The following is a 14530-nucleotide window of genomic DNA, read 5'->3' as shown; positions in this document are numbered from 1 at the left end:
CGTGGGTTTTGACCGCCGCTCGGAAACTCAAAGGGTTGGTGGATCCTGCGGCGTTTGTGAGGACTAATCCGTATCAAGTAGCACCGATTCCGGATTGATCGTCGATCCCCAAGAATACGCAAAGAGCGGCCAAACTGTTTTGAGGGCTTACTGAGCGAAACTGTCTGGTGTTATCGGTCAGGTTTGGATGAAGGTGCCGTTGTTGTGTCTTGTGCCGCAGGTGCTGCTTCAGGTGCTGGGGTTGCAGTCCGAGCTGTTGATGTGGCAGACGATGTCGGTTCCTGCACGGGTGTTAGCAGAGTTACAGTAGCGACCGCACTGGGATCATCGCGCAACTTGAGATACAACGTTGCTCCGTCAGCCGGCGTCGGCACGGTGAAGTTATTTTCGGCAAAGCCAGTGGGTACATCGGCCGTCCTGGCAAAATCCTTTGTTGCGCCAAACGACTGCACCAGGAATAAGTTGTTCCCTTCGACAGTGCAGGTAGGAGCGTCTGCGGAGGTGCAGAGGATTGCTGTGATCTGCGGCGCGCGAACGAGAATGCCAAGCGGCGTCCAGTTTCCCGGCGTTCCGTCTGCCGCGACCGGACGCATCTGCAATTTGCCAAAGGCTGATTGACCGAACGCCTTCAAAAGATCCAACGTGGCAACGGCTGTATGGTCATCCTGGAGCACGAGGTCATTTGTAGCAAGAGAGAGGGTGCTGTGTACTGAGCCATCGGTGGCAGAGACTTCAATGGTCTGTGTACGGAGAAAGACGTCCTTCGTTTGCACTACAAAGGTGAGTTTACCCTCGAGCAGGATGTCGTCCTTTGAACCAACGCTGACGGGTAGCCCGCCATCCTTCTGGGCTGATGTGACCTTGAACGAAAGCAACGTCAGCTCCGGGCGCGCAGCTTCGGCGGAGATCCTGACGGGCATCGTGCGGCCGTCTTTCAGCTTCGCCGTCGCGTTGGAGCCGTTGTCGGGCGAGACACCGGTGTCGGCCTGAAGATGTATCGTCTTGTCGTCATTACCTTCGCCGCTGAGCGTGAAGGTCTGCTTGCCGATTTGGACAGAGACCACATCCTTGAGGCCCTCCCCGGTCAGTACGGCTATCTTGTCGCCGCCGTGGATCTTAAGGTCATCGAGCTGGATGCCGGCGGTGTACGCGGTGAGCGGGACCTTGTCTCTATCCGAGTCGCCGTACTGTTGGATAGCAAGTGAATAACCGCCAGGTTGAACGGTCTTGAGCGAAACGTCCAAAGCAAGCGTGTTTTTCGCATCTTTGCCTGCGGCAGGCTTGAAGGAGACGTTTACATCTTTCGCGTTGTCGCTCGCAAGGGCAATGTGCTGGACGCAGGCGCTGCCGTCAGCTCTAAGCGAAAGGTGATTGTCCTGCCCGGCCAGCAGCTGGGTGCTGTCCACAATCTTCCAATCCTTGCCTTTGATCTGCTGGACTGTAATCGTGGGGCCCTCGAAGGAATCGAAGCCCCAATAGCCACGGACGGTTCCCGTGATGGTCAAATCGGTTGTCGCGCCGATCTTGACGTCTGGTTTCGCGGCTAGCATGTTATCGCCTTGAGGCTGCGGGTCTTTCAGTGGCTCACTCTTCTCTTCTTTCGCCCCGACAAGTCCGCCTTCGAACGCATCAGGCGTCAGGGGTATATCCGTAGACGCACCAGTTCGGTTTAGGTGCAGAACCAGACCGTGCGCGAAGCTGCTCGAAAAAACAAGCGGCGCGCCCTCCAGAGGAATAGTTATCTTAGGCTGCAACAAACAGGCGACCTGGTTGGGATCGTGGGGATGAAGCAGCGGCAGCTTGGCTTTCTGAATGGCGGGCAGACCCATGACGATGACCGATTCGGGCTTGTGGAAGGAGGGCGGCGCGTTGAGCCTCAAGCTGAGTGACGCGCCTTCCGGGAAACTGAGTCCGGGAATGTACTGGTACTGCGCCGTGCGCAGCATGCCGACGAGGTGAACGAGATCGACAACTGCGCCGACATACGCCGAGTAGAGCCCAGCTCCGACAGGCTGTGTATAGGAAGCTGCGTTGATAAAGTCAGAGGATGGACCGGCAGATATCGCCTCTGCAATGCTCTGCCCATGCCCATCATCGAGGAGAACTGGAGCGCTGGCCTGGGTCAGGCAGATTACCTGTTGATCGACGGGCTGTTTGAAGCAATCAGCGTTCGGCTTGAGTGCTAGTGTGGCGGCAAGCTTGGCGGAATGTTCCTCAATGGCTTTCGGGTCATCTTGCGGGACCGTCTTCATGGCGGCGAGATAGCGCTCGATGCGCTGCTGCTCGAAGGATGCTTCATTAAGATCGGCATCGGCGCGAATGAACAGGCCAGGTTTGCCCTTGACGGCGGAGCGAAGCGTCTTGAAGTCGCCTCCGGTCTCAGGCGCGACAAAAAGCAAGGCCTCCTCAGCTTCCTTCGGAACGGTGATGGTTGTGCCTTCAGCAGTTTTCTTTTCCCATGTATCGATCTCAGTGAACCAATTGTCAGGAGGCTCATTTGTCGTGCCGCGAAGAAAGGCAACGATCAGTATCAAATGGTTCGACTGGCTCGGCGGAAGATCAGCCTTGATCCATATCTTGTCGCCTGGCTGAAGGTTTGGGATCTGGGCGATGGGCAGCGTCGAACCTCCTCGCGTCACGCGGATGTCGATCGTAGGACCGGCCAGGTCAAAGCGTGCTTTGTCGTCAGCTCGAAGAGCCGCCGTGAAAGACATGGCGAGAAGACAGACCGCAACTTTCAGAACTTTCATCTATGGACTTGAGATGCGAAACGGTCAAGGCCGGGTTGCGGAGCCATGTCCGAAAAGGAGTCTTCGCTGACAGTCTCCAAACCGGACGGCATTTAGATGCCGTATACGCTTTAGTAGGCGATTGCAACCATTGCAGTTCTATCCGTCCCAAAGTTTTCCGCGCGTGACAGCGAATTTAGTAACCAAGTCGGCATAGCGGAAGTGATCCCCGGTTCGGCCCTCCAACTACCTAGTTCCTCCCGGTTGACGGGCAAACCGGAAGTTACGCGGTTGTGCCTGTGAAGTCAGGTTTTCGGCAACTTCAGCGACTCACGGGAAACATGCAGCCTCCACACAGCTTGGCGAGCGGGGTTCGTAAAGGTTTACCGCACCGCTCACACGGGGGACCATAAAGCGATAGCCGGTGGTGCATCACCGCGTTCTCATGACAATCCTTCATCCCGGTCAATTGCTCGTAACGATTCCGTACCTGCGCGAATAGCTCTTGTAGAGGCCAGCGGCAGCGAATGATCTCCTCGAATTCTCTTCGTGCCCTTGATCGACTCACTGTAGAGTTGGGCCACCTGAGCGTACTCAGCCTCATCGAGGCTCGGCACGTCAGCTTTGCATCGCCAACACCAAAGCATCTCGATAGCAAAATGATGACGCCAATCCCGAGCCCGTGCAAGGTTCGGGTCCGCCCGTTCCTCGAAAGTCAGTGCCAGCTCAACCGGTCGATGCAACACTATCTAATCAGCTGATCCGCAAAATGCTTACCCTGAAGAATCGATCTGTTTGGCTGATGTGGCCAAAACCTAGCCAGGGTAGGTTCCGGCTGATCTAACCCTAGCCAGCGCTTTTAGATTTTGTTTTCAATGAATGTGGGTCTGAGCTGAGTGTTGCGTCGACCCATTGAGACCACCAGTGTTTGCGGCAAGTTCAAGGTCGAAGTTTGTCATAACGCCGTTTTCAAGGAATCAGGTTACTACTTCCCAAAAGCCGACCTATCGTTACTTATCAGGTGTCGCTGAGTCCATTGGCGATCCATCACACTATTGAAAAATCCATAACGAGAAGGGTTGGCAGCACTCATCTTGTCCGACAAGCCGATGCTGACGACGGTGCCGGGTTGTTGCATGCCTACCGCCTAGTTCGGAGGTGGCGGCAATACCCTCCGCGAGCCCGGCTTCGGAGCCTCCACCTCCGGGTGCAGCGTAGTCGGGTCGGCAAGCACCTTCGGGTTCGCGACCGGGAAGGTCACTCCCGTCGTTCGGATATACGCCTTACCATTCAAAATGGACACTGCGATACTGTGATGCCCCGGCTTGAAATCGTCGCTTCGCGGAAACTCCAGGATGTACCGTTGGCGCACCATGGTTACCAGCTCTTGAAGCGTCTGGTCCAGTGTCCGTTTGGTCGCAAACAGCTCCACGCCGCCCGTCAGTTCACAAATAATGTCGAACGGGTCCTCTGGGTCCGCGCTCCCGGTCGTCAGCACCCCGAAGATGGCCACCGACTCTATCTGCCCACGCTCCTGCACCGTCCACCACGTTGCCTTGTTGCTTCCCGAGTCCGCCCCATCAGAGATTGTGACGAGCACTCTCCGCCCCGGCTGTTGATGGAGTTTCTCGGTCACATACGACAGTGCATCCCAAAGGGGCTTGCAAGCCCTGGAATGTGCATTTGAAACCGTAACGCCTGAACCCGTCCTCTGCCGGATCGCCCACGCCGCCATCGCAGTGTTCATCGCGTTCTCCAGAGACTTCGCATCTGGCGTAATCTGGTCGGCTACAAGGGTGAGGTCGCAGCCCATCGCATAGATGGATACCCGGTCTTGCGGGCCCAGGGACCCACGCGCTAACCCCGTCACCGCTTCTTGCACTCGGGGCAGCAATTCGCTCTTCGGTACCATCGTGTCGATCAGGATCGCCATCGAGATCGGGTCGTCGCCCTCCATCCGCACATAAGTCGGTGGAACCGCCGGTCCCGAGTCAAGGCTCAGCCGAAATTGCGCAGGCGGCACCGGCGTCATCTCCTTGTGCCTCTTCGTCAACACAAGTGTCGGAACCTGCGCCAGGTTCGTATACACATGCAGCGTCGTTATGGGTGCGTCGTTCGCGGGCGAAGTCTGCTGAGCCCATCCGCAACCCGCACCCAGTAAACCTAGCCATACCCGCCATAACCAGCCAGACCCAAAGCTCTGCGAAGGTACCAGGCGCCTCCCCATAGTGCCAACCAGTATGCCATTTTCGGCGCGCCTTCGCAGCCGGTCAACCCGACCGTCACAGGCCAACGCACTCATTGAGCAACGTTGGAATATTAGTCCTGTAAAACGCTCTTCTCGGAAGTAATGATTCGTCATCACCCGCGGAGTTGAGTTGCAGTTCCTTGTCTTGATGGCCGAAGATCCCGTCACAGTACTAGTTGGGTCGTGGATTGAACTGGAAACAAAGTGCAAAAGTCTTCTCTAGGTGCTCTATGAAGATGCGAACTTTGGCAGACATCCTGCGGCTCGCCGGCCGCACAGCAAGGATCGGCACTGTCCGTTCAAACGGAGTGAGAAGACGTACAACTGTACCTTCTCTGAGCTCTGCAGCGAAGAGCCATGCCGGCGCCTGAGCAATACCTAAATGCTCAAGGACACCCATCCTCATCTGTTCAATATCGTCGGTTCTAAAGACTCCTGTGGGGACAACACGCTTCACATCTTGTCCAGAGCCAAAGCTCCACGGCTGTATGGAACCTCGTTCGACAAAGACGACGGATCGAAAGCGGCTAAGATCCTCAGGTGATTCCGGTGCTCCGTAACGTGCGAGGTACTGGGGGGTCGCGACGAGAACGGTCATCGTCTGCCCCAGTCTTCGCGCAACCAGGGTGGAGTCCGGGAGGTCACCGGAGTGGATTGCCAAGTCGAATCCGTCTTCGATGATTGTTGCGGGACTTTCCGATGTGGACATCTCGATCGCTATATCAGGGTAGGCAGTAAAAAATGCAGGCAGCTTTGACACCATATGGAGGCGGGCGAATGTGGGAGGAACGGCTACTCGAATGAGGCCTTTCGGGGCGGTCTGGCCTCGACCAATTCGCGAAGTCGCGTTTTCAAAATCGTCGAGAATGCGCAAGGCTGACTCGTAAAAGTCGCGGCCTGCCTCAGTCAGAGCAATGGAACGAGAAGTGCGGTGAATCAACTCGGTGCCGAGTTCCTCTTCAAGGGAGGAAATCTGTTTGCTAACAGCAGGCTGACCAATTCCACGTTCTTTCGCAACTGCGGAGAAGCTCCCTTTCTCAATCACTCGGACGAACGCTTGCATCGCATCCAATCGGTCCATACAGCCTCCCTATTCCTCTGTGGAATGGATTGTATTTTGCTAGAGAAGGATTCACGTCTTGAGTGAGTATTCCCATCTGGAATTGCTTGAATTCCTCGAAGCACCATATCTTCTTGCAGGAATGGCACATCAGATGAGCGTCGCTTAATACCACTCAACACGACATGGAAGGAAACCTCGATGACCCCGACCTCTAAAGAGTCAGCTTCGGACCGTGAAATCCTGCTCGTTGGTCCATATGGCGTGCTTGGAACAGGAGTGATCGACGCTGTTGCCGCTAACCCGGTCTGGCGTATCACTACAGCAGCGCGCCGGCCTGCGCCGACATATCGCGCCCAAATCCCACCCCGCCACATTAGCGTCGATCTTATGGATCGTGACAGCACGATCAAGGCTTTCTCGAATCTGGATACCGTGACCGATCTGGTTTACGCGGCCTATGTTGAGAAGCCGACGATGGCCGAAACCGTAGCACCCAATGCCAGGATGCTGACAAACACACTTGAAGCCCTTGCGGCGCGGAATATCCCTCTCAAACACATCGTTCTGGCGGGCGGGGCCAAATCTTATGGATTCAGTCTAGGCTCGTTCAACGCTCCCGCAAAAGAAACTGAACCCCGTCTTATCGCACCGATCCACTATCACCAACAGGAGGACATCGTTGCCGCTTGGTCCAGCAAGAATGGAGCGACCTGGACGGTCTTGCGCCCGCATCTCGTGATGGGGCCGAGCTTAAATTCGCCGATGAATCTTGTCACGAGCCTAGCTACCTATGCTGCGATGAGCCGCGAACTTGGAATTCCGTTGCGGTTTCCAGGCCGCCGCGAAGGATGGAACACACTTCAAGAAACCACCGATGCAGAGTTGTTTGGACGGGCCACCCTGTGGGCGCTCGACGAAGACAAGGCACGTAACGAGATCTTCAATGTGTCCAACGGGGACCTCTACCGTTGGCGGCAGCTTTGGAACGAGTTGGCGTTTTTTTATGATCTTCCCGTGGCAGAGCCTCTTGCTCTGTCTACAGTTTCGGAGATGAGTGAGAAGGGTTCGTTGTGGGATTCGATAGTAGCTCGCTATGGACTGCATGCAACGCCGTACGAGCAGATCGCGAACTGGCACTTCGTGGACTGGATGCTCAACTTCGGCGAAGAGGTAACCCTAAGCACAATCAAGATTCGCAAAGCCGGCTTCGCTGATTGCATCGACACGCATGAAAGTTTCAGACGACAACTGACGAAGCTTCGGGAACAACGAATCATCCCGTAGATTGCGCTTTCGCGGTGCGTTAGAAGATGCGGGGGGTCACTCTCCCACATCGCACCAGTTTCCCATTCCTTTCAGGAATAGTCGGTATTCCTGATGCTGCCAAATCTGATTCAGAACTCACACATCAGATGAATGTCTGGCAGCAGGATGCGCTGGCGGTCAGTTGATCAGCGAACCGATCAAACATTTTCAGAAAACGAAGGAGATCCATGTCTAAGTTAGCAAACAAAGTGGCACTTGTTACCGGCGGTTCCAGGGGTATTGGCGCAGCAATTGCGAAACGTCTGGCTGCAGATGGAGCAAACGTAGCCTTCACGTACGCCAAGGACGCTGGTGCGGCCGCGGCTGTAGTCAAGGCGATTGAGCTCGGCGGTGGAAAGGCCGTCGCGATCCAAGCAGACGCTGTTAAAGTCGAAGCGGTCAAAGCCGCGGTCGAAAAGACCGTCGCGACCTTCGGCCGGTTGGACGTACTTGTGAACAACGCTGGCACGGCCATTCCGAAATCGTTCGAAGAGGCGACTCTGGAAGAGATGGACCTCGTGATCAACATCAACATCCGTGGTGTATTCGCCGCGACTCAGGCGGCGCTTAAGCACTTGGGTGACGGTGGCCGAATCATCAACGTCGGTTCGTGCGTGGGCGAGCGTGCCGCTGCACCCGGTCTTGTGCCCTACGCGGCCACAAAGGGAGCCGTCAAAATGTTCACTCAGGCGCTGTCCAGAGAGGTCGGCAGCCGGGGCATCACGGTCAACAACGTGCAGCCGGGTCCGATCGATACGGATTTGAATCCCGCCTCGGGTGATTGGGCGGTACCGCAGAAGGCCGCCACAGCACTCGACCGCTATGGGAACGTTGAGGAGATCGCCGCAATGGTGGCGTTCGTCGCCGGTCCTGAATCCTCTTACATCACCGGTGCAAATCTGACCGTTGATGGCGGAATGAATGCCTAAATCAGCACCTGCATTCAGGCCAGACGCGACCAGATATGTCACCTCGCATATCTGGTTGCTCACTTTCAACTGAGGGTGCACTCGTGAGGCACCTGCATAGCGAAAGAGAACAATGACTACACTTCAAAACAAAACGGCGCTCGTGACGGGCGCATCGAGAGGAATTGGGCGCGCGACAGCACTGGCGCTTGCTGAGGCTGGGGCACACATCCTGGTTCACTACAGCCGCTCAAAACAGGAAGCAGAGTCTCTCGTGGCCGCGATTCAAGCTAAGGGCGGCCGTGCAGATGCTATCTCAGCGGATCTGGGAACTCCGGACGGTGCTTCGTCTCTCACCAAACAGGTGCGCTCCATCATCGGCGATCGACTAGATGTGCTTGTACTCAACGCCGGAATCAGCAAGCTTGCCCGCATCGAGGATCACACGATAGAGGATTTTGACAACCTCTTTGCGACAAACGTCCGAGGTCCGTTCTTCGTGGTTCAGCAACTCCTGTCCGTTCTAGGCGAGGGTTCGAACATCGTTGTTATCTCTTCTGCTGTAGCCCGTACAGTGGTCGGTAAGCCTGCGTTGGAAAATCCTTCCATTCTTGCCTATGCCGCGACCAAAGGGGCCCTGGAGACTCTGGTCAAGAACTGGGCTGCTATTCTCGGGCCGGGCGGCATTCGTGTAAATGCTGTCGCTCCAGGGGTCATCGACACGGATATGTCGAATTTCACCAAGACCGAAGTGGGACGCGAGGCTGCGCTGGGGATGCAGGCGCTGAAGCGGCTCGGTAAACCCGAGGATGTCGCCGATGTCGTCGCCTTTGTGGCGTCCGATGCGGCGCGCTGGATCACCGGTGCCAGTATTCCCGTGGATGGTGGTTCGAAGCTTTAACCGGCAACGTGAGGAGCGCAATGGATACCAAGTCGAGTAAAGGTAAAGATGTCAAGATTCCCGGGCCTGACCATCCCATCACAATTTCTCTTACTGAGGGCAAGGTCCGTATAACGGTTGCCGGGAAGATCGTCGCTGAATCGACACGAGCACTTCTGCTGGAGGAGAAGGGGTACCCACCCGTCTACTACCTGCCGCGCAACGATGCGGACATGTCGCTTCTCGCTCGGACAACGCACTACACCTATTGTCCGTATAAAGGTGATTGCACGTACTACAGCATTCCCAGTGGTGGAGCGAAGTCAGAATATGCCGTTTGGACCTACGAAAAGCCTTACGAAGCAGTCGCCGACATTAAAGAGCATCTGGCGTTTTATCCCTCGCGTGTCGACGCAATCGAAGTCATATCGTAAGGCGCGAGCTGATTTCAGGGAACTCATTGCTTGATTAGAGGGTACGAAGGGCTGCCATAAAGTTCTCGATTTTGCGGGTCGACGAGACTTTGCCGGATTTCAAGTTGCGCTCGATGCATAATCCGGAAAAGAAGGACAGCACCATCTCCGCAATTGCGGATGGAGCCATCCTGGTTTTTTCGGCTTGATATTCATAGCGAGAAGGCGCTGCAGCAGTGTTCGAGCTTCCGCCATCATCTCGCCGGTTTGACCGGGTAGGATGGCGAGTTCCCGCATAGAGTTGACGGAAAAGCAGCCCTGCTGGTCTCCCTTGTTGTAGGGACCCTGCTTGAGGAACGTCTCGACGTTGTTCCAGCCAAAAGGTTGAGTGGTAAGAAGCCCCCTCTTCTCCTGGGTGTCAAGGTAGTGCTGAAGACACGCTACAAACAAATCTTCCTTGTCTCGAAACTCGGTATACAGCCCTGACTTGTTCACGCCTGTGGCTTGTTCCAGTTCCTGGAGACTCGTGTCCGCAAACCCATGCTTCCAGAAGACGGGCATCGCCTTCTCCAGCACTTCCCGGCTAAAGCGCTTTGGACGTCCCATAGCAGTATTATCTGATAACGAACCAAATAGTTCAATATCTCTGCATCCTCGCCGCCCCATCGTCATCGTATAGAACTAAACGGTTCTAAACCGTACGCAAGGTCGAATAAGCCCGATGCCGGAGTTCATGTGATGTCGAATCAGCCGCTTTTTACAGCATATCGGATGGGAGACCTGGATCTTCCTAACCGCATCGTCATGGCCCCTCTTACTCGGATGCGCGCGCAATCACACGATCATGTGCCTACTGCGTTGCAGGCGGGTTATTACGCGCAGCGTGCTTCAGCCGGAGTAATCATCGCCGAGGCCACCGCGATTAGCCCGGAAGGATTTGGCTGGGCCGATACGCCGGGACTGTGGACGGAAGAGCAGGTCCGCGGATGGCGACGCGTCACGAAGGCCGTCCATGCGACCGGTGGTCGCATCATTGCGCAACTTTGGCACACCGGCGCAATCTCGCATCCGGAATTACGGGACGGCGCGCAGCCCGTGTCCGCATCCAACGTCGATCCAGGCCAGATCTCGGTCACGCGGACCGGAAGGAAGCCTACGGTAACACCGCGGCCCCTGACAAAGCAGGAGATTCAAGTCACGGTTGCGGACTTCGGGCGAGCTGCTCGAAACGCGATGGAAGCCGGCTTCGATGGTGTCCAGATCCTCGCCAACTATCTCTATTTGATCTCACAGTTTCTAAATGCCACCACCAACCTGCGTCAAGACGAGTATGGCGGGCGCCAGGAAAATCGTTCGCGCTTTCTCTTCGAGGTCGTTGAGTCGGTCCTGGGTGAGGTCGATGCACAACAGGTTGGAGTCAAGATCAGCCCGATGCACGAAGGCGGTGCATTTCAGGCCAACGCCGAAACTCTGCCCGTCACCGAATATGCAATTCGGAAGCTGAGTACCTACAATCTTTCGCACTTGTTGCTCATGGGCAATACCACCGACTTCTCCGGAACTCCACTCGAAAAGTTGGCCGGGGATGGTATGTTCCAGCATTTCCGCCCTCTCTATAACGGGACGTTGATCGCCAACGTGAATATGGATCGCGAGCGCGGGAACCGGCTTATCTCAGAAGGATTGGCCGACCTGATCGCGTTTGGCCGTCCCTACATCGCAAATCCCGACCTGGTTGAGAGGTTTGTAGAGAACGTCCCTCTCGCTGAGGTTGATTGGGACACAGTCTACGGCTCGGGGCCGCGTGGCTATTCCGACTACCCAACCTACCAGCCATCAGAACTCACACGGAGCTGAACATGCCAAAGACAACACCCGAACAAAACAAGGCGATCGTTCTCGAAGCCTTCGATACTCTCTTCAATAAACGCGACTACGCCGCAGCTGAACGCTTCTGGTCACCGAAGTACATTCAGCACAGCGCGCACATCGCTCCGGGACGCGAAGGGCTTTTTACTCTTGTCCGCGCGACCCCAGATACGCTGCGCTATGAAAACCAACTCATCGTCGCAGAAGGAGACTATGTCATCGCGCACGGCCGTTTCACCGGGATGGGGAGGCCCGCAGCCTGGATTGCCGCCGACGTTGTCCGATTCGAAGACGGTCTCTTGGCCGAGCACTGGGATGTATTGCAAGACGAAGCCACACAGGCAGAGTCCGTCAGCGGCCTTCCCATGTTTGGGGACACATTCCCTTCGTAAGTGTTCGGCATTCACATTTCGGGGACAACTGAGCGCAACGGAGACAGAGGACGCCTGCTGATGAGCGGACATAAGAAGCTGCAAGGAAAAATAGCAGTGATTACTGGTGGCACAACCGGGATCGGGTTGGCTACGGCGAAGCTCTTTGTAAAAGAGGGCGCCTATGTCTTCATAACAGGCCGCCGCCATAAAGAACTCGACGAGGCAGTGAAAGCAATTGGCAGCAATGTCACTGGCGTTCAGGGAGACATTGCCAAACTAACGGACCTTGATCGTCTCTATGAGGCTGTCGCGGCCAAGGGAAGGATCGATGTCGTCTTCGCGAATGCCGGCGTCGCTGAATTTGCTCCACTCGGCAAAATCACTGAAGAGCATTTTGACAAGCTCTTCGACATCAACGTCAAGGGAACGCTATTCACTGTGCAGAAATCGTTACCGCTGATGAACGATGGTGGTTCGATTATTCTCAACGGCTCAGTCGCGAGCGTGAAAGGCACGGCCGCCTTCGGCGTTTATGGCGCAACGAAGGCAGCTCTCCGTTCTTTCGTCCGAACCTGGACCTCGGATCTCAAGGACCGTCATATTCGTTCCAACGTCATTAGTCCAGGACCGACCGATACGCCGGTTATCGATGGGCAACCTGCAGACGCAATTGCACGAATCGTGTCCACCATCCCCATGGGACGCATGGGACGACCCGATGAAATTGCTAAAGCCGCGCTTTTTCTGGCGTCCGATGATTCCAGTTTCGTCACGGGTATCGAGCTGTTCGTCGATGGCGGCAGAGGGCAAGTCTGATCAACGCACGCTGCACCGAATACCTTGCCTTGTCACGTTCAGGCGGGATGCTTTAGAAGGTTGGCCACCGTCTTCAGGATTTCGTGCGAAAGCGCCTCATCCGATACGGCGCGGGCCAGCGACATCGCTCCGACAAGAGCGCTGAACGTCAGGATCGCCTTCGATCTTGCCGCGCGCTTATCCCTACCTGGCAGCAACCCGACAAGCAAATCAAGATCGGCCTCGACTTGATCAGAGGTGAGCGCACGAGTCCGCTTATCGCTGCGAGCGATTTCCGGGGCCAATGCACTGAAGGCACAGCCTGCACCGGGATTCTTGCGGTGCGCATCGCTCACATAATCGTCGATAAGCTTCTCGAAGGAGAGCGGCTGCCCGCTGGATGCGCCAGCTTCCTTTTGTCGCTGCCAGACACCGAATGCATCGCCGAGTGCCTCCGCCACGAGTTCGTCACGAGAGTCGAAGTGCTTATAGAAGCCGCCTACCGTCAGGCCCGCTTCCTTCATCAACTCCGCAATTCCAAATCCCGCAAGGCCCTTTTCACGGAATCTCTTTGAGGCAATGGCAACGATGCGCTTATGCGTCTTCTCCTTTTGCGCCTGGGAATAACCCATCTGAACCTCACCGAAAATAATCTGCGACCGAATCAGGATTACGAATCTAATCCGGTAATGAGGATTATAGCAATAATCCACAGTGCAAGACGAAGGCCAAGGACTCAAGCTATTCGGGATCTGCTGGTGGTCTCGATCGACACTAATAATCTCCGGAGTTGCGACCTAGCGACGCAGGTCAGGAGTGACGGGAAAAGGGAGAACCAAAATGCGTGCAATGAGAGCAGAGCAATTTAGCGGTTATGAAGCGTTGAAGCTCGTAGAGCTTCCAAAACCAACGGTCACCGACGGGAAGGTACTCGTGCGAATCACTGCTGCAGGTGTCACGCCGCTCGATCATACGATTCTCGTCGGCGATTTTCACATCCCGGAGAGGCCGCTCATCTTGGGCAACGAAGGAGCGGGCGTGGTGGAGGAGGGAGGCGGAGCGGATTTTCCCACTGGCTCGCGTGTGATGTTCTGGGGCACCTATGGCGCTTTTGAAGATGGGACCTATTGCGAGTGGATTGCTGTACGGAAGGAAGACCTCTGCTTGATTCCTGACAATGTCGATGACGTGAGTGCTGCTGGCATTCCAGTCGCATATCTCACAGCTCAAGTGGCTCTTTCTCTGGCAGGGTTTCGTTGCGGCAAGACTGTTCTGGCACCAGCGATCGGGGGATCGGTCGGCAACGCTGTAACGCAATTGGCCCGCGCTCTTGGAGCAAAGCACGCTATATCGAGCACGACCAATCATGCGAAAGCCGAGCAGGCGAAGGCACTCGGATTCAATGAGGTAATCGATACCTCCGTGGAAAAGTTAACTGACGGCGTACGTCGTATCACAGACGGCTACGGCGCAGACATCATCATCGACGGGATCGGCGGCGATGTGTCGAGCGAAGCCGTCAAAGCGCTTGCGCCGGGAGGAAGCCTCATAACGCTGGGGTATTCCGCAAGCCGCAAGACCACCATTGACGTGACAAGTCTCATTGTGTCGCAGACCAGCATCCGGGGTTTCAATATGTTCTCTCAGCCGCAGGCGATCGTTGCTGACGCCTGGAAATCTACTGCCTCTCTGCTTAGACCGGGTGCGATCAAACCGATCGTGGCTAAGACGTTCCCTCTGGCCGAAGCTACTGAGGCTCTGCGTTATCTCGTTGAAGGCCGCCCCTTCGGGAGGGTAGTTCTCACAGTCTGACGACAATTGATGGGGGAAACATAACAGGTATCCCGCTCCCGCAATTGGCGCGAGGTTCGCACTACGCGCAGGCGTAGTGCGGACACAAGTTGTCAAATCAACCCAACTACACTCGGACGAGCTTACTCAGAGGA

Annotated in this window: 13 protein-coding genes; 8 read left to right on the top strand and 5 right to left on the bottom strand. The window is 55.8% G+C overall.

The window, feature by feature from the left end:
• Nucleotides 1-170 precede the first annotated feature (170 nt).
• The 3 genes from RBB81_RS19055 to RBB81_RS19045 all read right to left on the bottom strand — a co-directional run bounded on the left by RBB81_RS19055 (nucleotide 171) and on the right by RBB81_RS19045 (nucleotide 6058).
• Nucleotides 171-2750 (bottom strand): hypothetical protein, encoded by a 2580-nt coding sequence (locus RBB81_RS19055; RefSeq protein ID WP_353071724.1) that lies wholly within the window; start codon nucleotides 2748-2750, stop codon nucleotides 171-173.
• Between the two features lie 1126 nt (nucleotides 2751-3876).
• Entirely contained in the window at nucleotides 3877-4956 is a 1080-nt protein-coding gene (locus RBB81_RS19050) for a hypothetical protein (RefSeq protein ID WP_353071723.1), read from the bottom strand.
• 193 nt (nucleotides 4957-5149) lie between these two features.
• A complete protein-coding gene (locus RBB81_RS19045) occupies nucleotides 5150-6058 on the bottom strand; it encodes a LysR family transcriptional regulator (protein WP_179584666.1) in 909 nt (302 codons plus the stop codon).
• 180 nt (nucleotides 6059-6238) lie between these two features.
• Here RBB81_RS19045 and RBB81_RS19040 point away from each other — a divergent pair, with 180 nt between their 5' ends.
• The 4 genes from RBB81_RS19040 (at nucleotide 6239) to RBB81_RS19025 (ending at nucleotide 9567) form a co-directional block, all read left to right on the top strand.
• Nucleotides 6239-7324 (top strand): SDR family oxidoreductase, encoded by a 1086-nt coding sequence (locus tag RBB81_RS19040; RefSeq protein WP_353071722.1) that lies wholly within the window; start codon nucleotides 6239-6241, stop codon nucleotides 7322-7324.
• 209 nt (nucleotides 7325-7533) lie between these two features.
• A complete protein-coding gene (locus tag RBB81_RS19035) occupies nucleotides 7534-8274 on the top strand; it encodes a 3-oxoacyl-ACP reductase family protein (protein ID WP_353071721.1) in 741 nt (246 codons plus the stop codon).
• 112 nt (nucleotides 8275-8386) lie between these two features.
• Nucleotides 8387-9154: an SDR family NAD(P)-dependent oxidoreductase gene (locus RBB81_RS19030; protein ID WP_353071720.1), complete on the top strand. Its 768-nt coding sequence runs from the start codon at nucleotides 8387-8389 to the stop codon at nucleotides 9152-9154.
• 20 nt (nucleotides 9155-9174) lie between these two features.
• Entirely contained in the window at nucleotides 9175-9567 is a 393-nt protein-coding gene (locus tag RBB81_RS19025; RefSeq protein WP_179584658.1) for a DUF427 domain-containing protein, read from the top strand.
• A 99-nt stretch (nucleotides 9568-9666) separates the two neighbouring features.
• On the opposite strand, the gene RBB81_RS19020 is transcribed toward RBB81_RS19025, so the two are convergent.
• Nucleotides 9667-10152, bottom strand: a complete 486-nt coding sequence (locus tag RBB81_RS19020; protein WP_257025683.1) for a TetR/AcrR family transcriptional regulator — start codon at nucleotides 10150-10152, stop codon at nucleotides 9667-9669.
• A 132-nt stretch (nucleotides 10153-10284) separates the two neighbouring features.
• Here RBB81_RS19020 and RBB81_RS19015 point away from each other — a divergent pair, with 132 nt between their 5' ends.
• The 3 genes from RBB81_RS19015 to RBB81_RS19005 are packed head-to-tail and all read left to right on the top strand — an operon-like array spanning nucleotide 10285 to nucleotide 12605.
• Nucleotides 10285-11403, top strand: coding sequence for an alkene reductase (locus tag RBB81_RS19015; RefSeq protein ID WP_353071719.1), 1119 nt, complete (start codon nucleotides 10285-10287; stop codon nucleotides 11401-11403).
• 2 nt (nucleotides 11404-11405) lie between these two features.
• On the top strand, nucleotides 11406-11807 hold the full coding sequence (locus RBB81_RS19010) for a nuclear transport factor 2 family protein (protein ID WP_179584654.1): 402 nt from the start codon (nucleotides 11406-11408) through the stop codon (nucleotides 11805-11807).
• 60 nt (nucleotides 11808-11867) lie between these two features.
• Entirely contained in the window at nucleotides 11868-12605 is a 738-nt protein-coding gene (locus RBB81_RS19005) for an SDR family oxidoreductase (RefSeq protein ID WP_179584652.1), read from the top strand.
• Between the two features lie 38 nt (nucleotides 12606-12643).
• On the opposite strand, the gene RBB81_RS19000 is transcribed toward RBB81_RS19005, so the two are convergent.
• The gene (locus tag RBB81_RS19000) at nucleotides 12644-13111 is read right to left on the bottom strand and encodes a TetR/AcrR family transcriptional regulator (protein ID WP_423248031.1); all 468 of its coding nucleotides are present in this window, start codon (nucleotides 13109-13111) and stop codon (nucleotides 12644-12646) included.
• Between the two features lie 313 nt (nucleotides 13112-13424).
• On the opposite strand from RBB81_RS19000, the gene RBB81_RS18995 reads away from it, so the two are divergent.
• A complete protein-coding gene (locus tag RBB81_RS18995; RefSeq protein ID WP_353071717.1) occupies nucleotides 13425-14396 on the top strand; it encodes a quinone oxidoreductase family protein in 972 nt (323 codons plus the stop codon).
• The last annotated feature ends 134 nt before the right edge of the window (nucleotides 14397-14530 follow it).

This window comes from Tunturibacter gelidoferens, from assembly GCF_040358255.1.
Classification (GTDB): domain Bacteria; phylum Acidobacteriota; class Terriglobia; order Terriglobales; family Acidobacteriaceae; genus Edaphobacter; species Edaphobacter gelidiferens.
The sequence above is the reverse complement of the archived record's forward strand: the minus strand, read 5'-3'. Positions and strand labels throughout refer to the sequence as shown.

Excerpts from the sequence above, each read along its gene's own strand:
- RBB81_RS19005 (WP_179584652.1), top strand. The coding sequence starts at position 11,868 with ATGAGCGGACATAAGAAGCTGCAAGGAAAAATAGCAGTGATTACTGGT.
- RBB81_RS19035 (WP_353071721.1), top strand. The coding sequence starts at position 7,534 with ATGTCTAAGTTAGCAAACAAAGTGGCACTTGTTACCGGCGGTTCCAGG.
- RBB81_RS19030 (WP_353071720.1), top strand. The coding sequence starts at position 8,387 with ATGACTACACTTCAAAACAAAACGGCGCTCGTGACGGGCGCATCGAGA.
- RBB81_RS19055 (WP_353071724.1), bottom strand. The coding sequence starts at position 2,750 with ATGAAAGTTCTGAAAGTTGCGGTCTGTCTTCTCGCCATGTCTTTCACG.
- RBB81_RS19025 (WP_179584658.1), top strand. The coding sequence starts at position 9,175 with ATGGATACCAAGTCGAGTAAAGGTAAAGATGTCAAGATTCCCGGGCCT.
- RBB81_RS19050 (WP_353071723.1), bottom strand. The coding sequence starts at position 4,956 with ATGGGGAGGCGCCTGGTACCTTCGCAGAGCTTTGGGTCTGGCTGGTTA.
- RBB81_RS19040 (WP_353071722.1), top strand. The coding sequence starts at position 6,239 with ATGACCCCGACCTCTAAAGAGTCAGCTTCGGACCGTGAAATCCTGCTC.
- RBB81_RS19010 (WP_179584654.1), top strand. The coding sequence starts at position 11,406 with ATGCCAAAGACAACACCCGAACAAAACAAGGCGATCGTTCTCGAAGCC.
- RBB81_RS18995 (WP_353071717.1), top strand. The coding sequence starts at position 13,425 with ATGCGTGCAATGAGAGCAGAGCAATTTAGCGGTTATGAAGCGTTGAAG.
- RBB81_RS19045 (WP_179584666.1), bottom strand. The coding sequence starts at position 6,058 with ATGGACCGATTGGATGCGATGCAAGCGTTCGTCCGAGTGATTGAGAAA.
- RBB81_RS19020 (WP_257025683.1), bottom strand. The coding sequence starts at position 10,152 with ATGGGACGTCCAAAGCGCTTTAGCCGGGAAGTGCTGGAGAAGGCGATG.
- RBB81_RS19015 (WP_353071719.1), top strand. The coding sequence starts at position 10,285 with ATGTCGAATCAGCCGCTTTTTACAGCATATCGGATGGGAGACCTGGAT.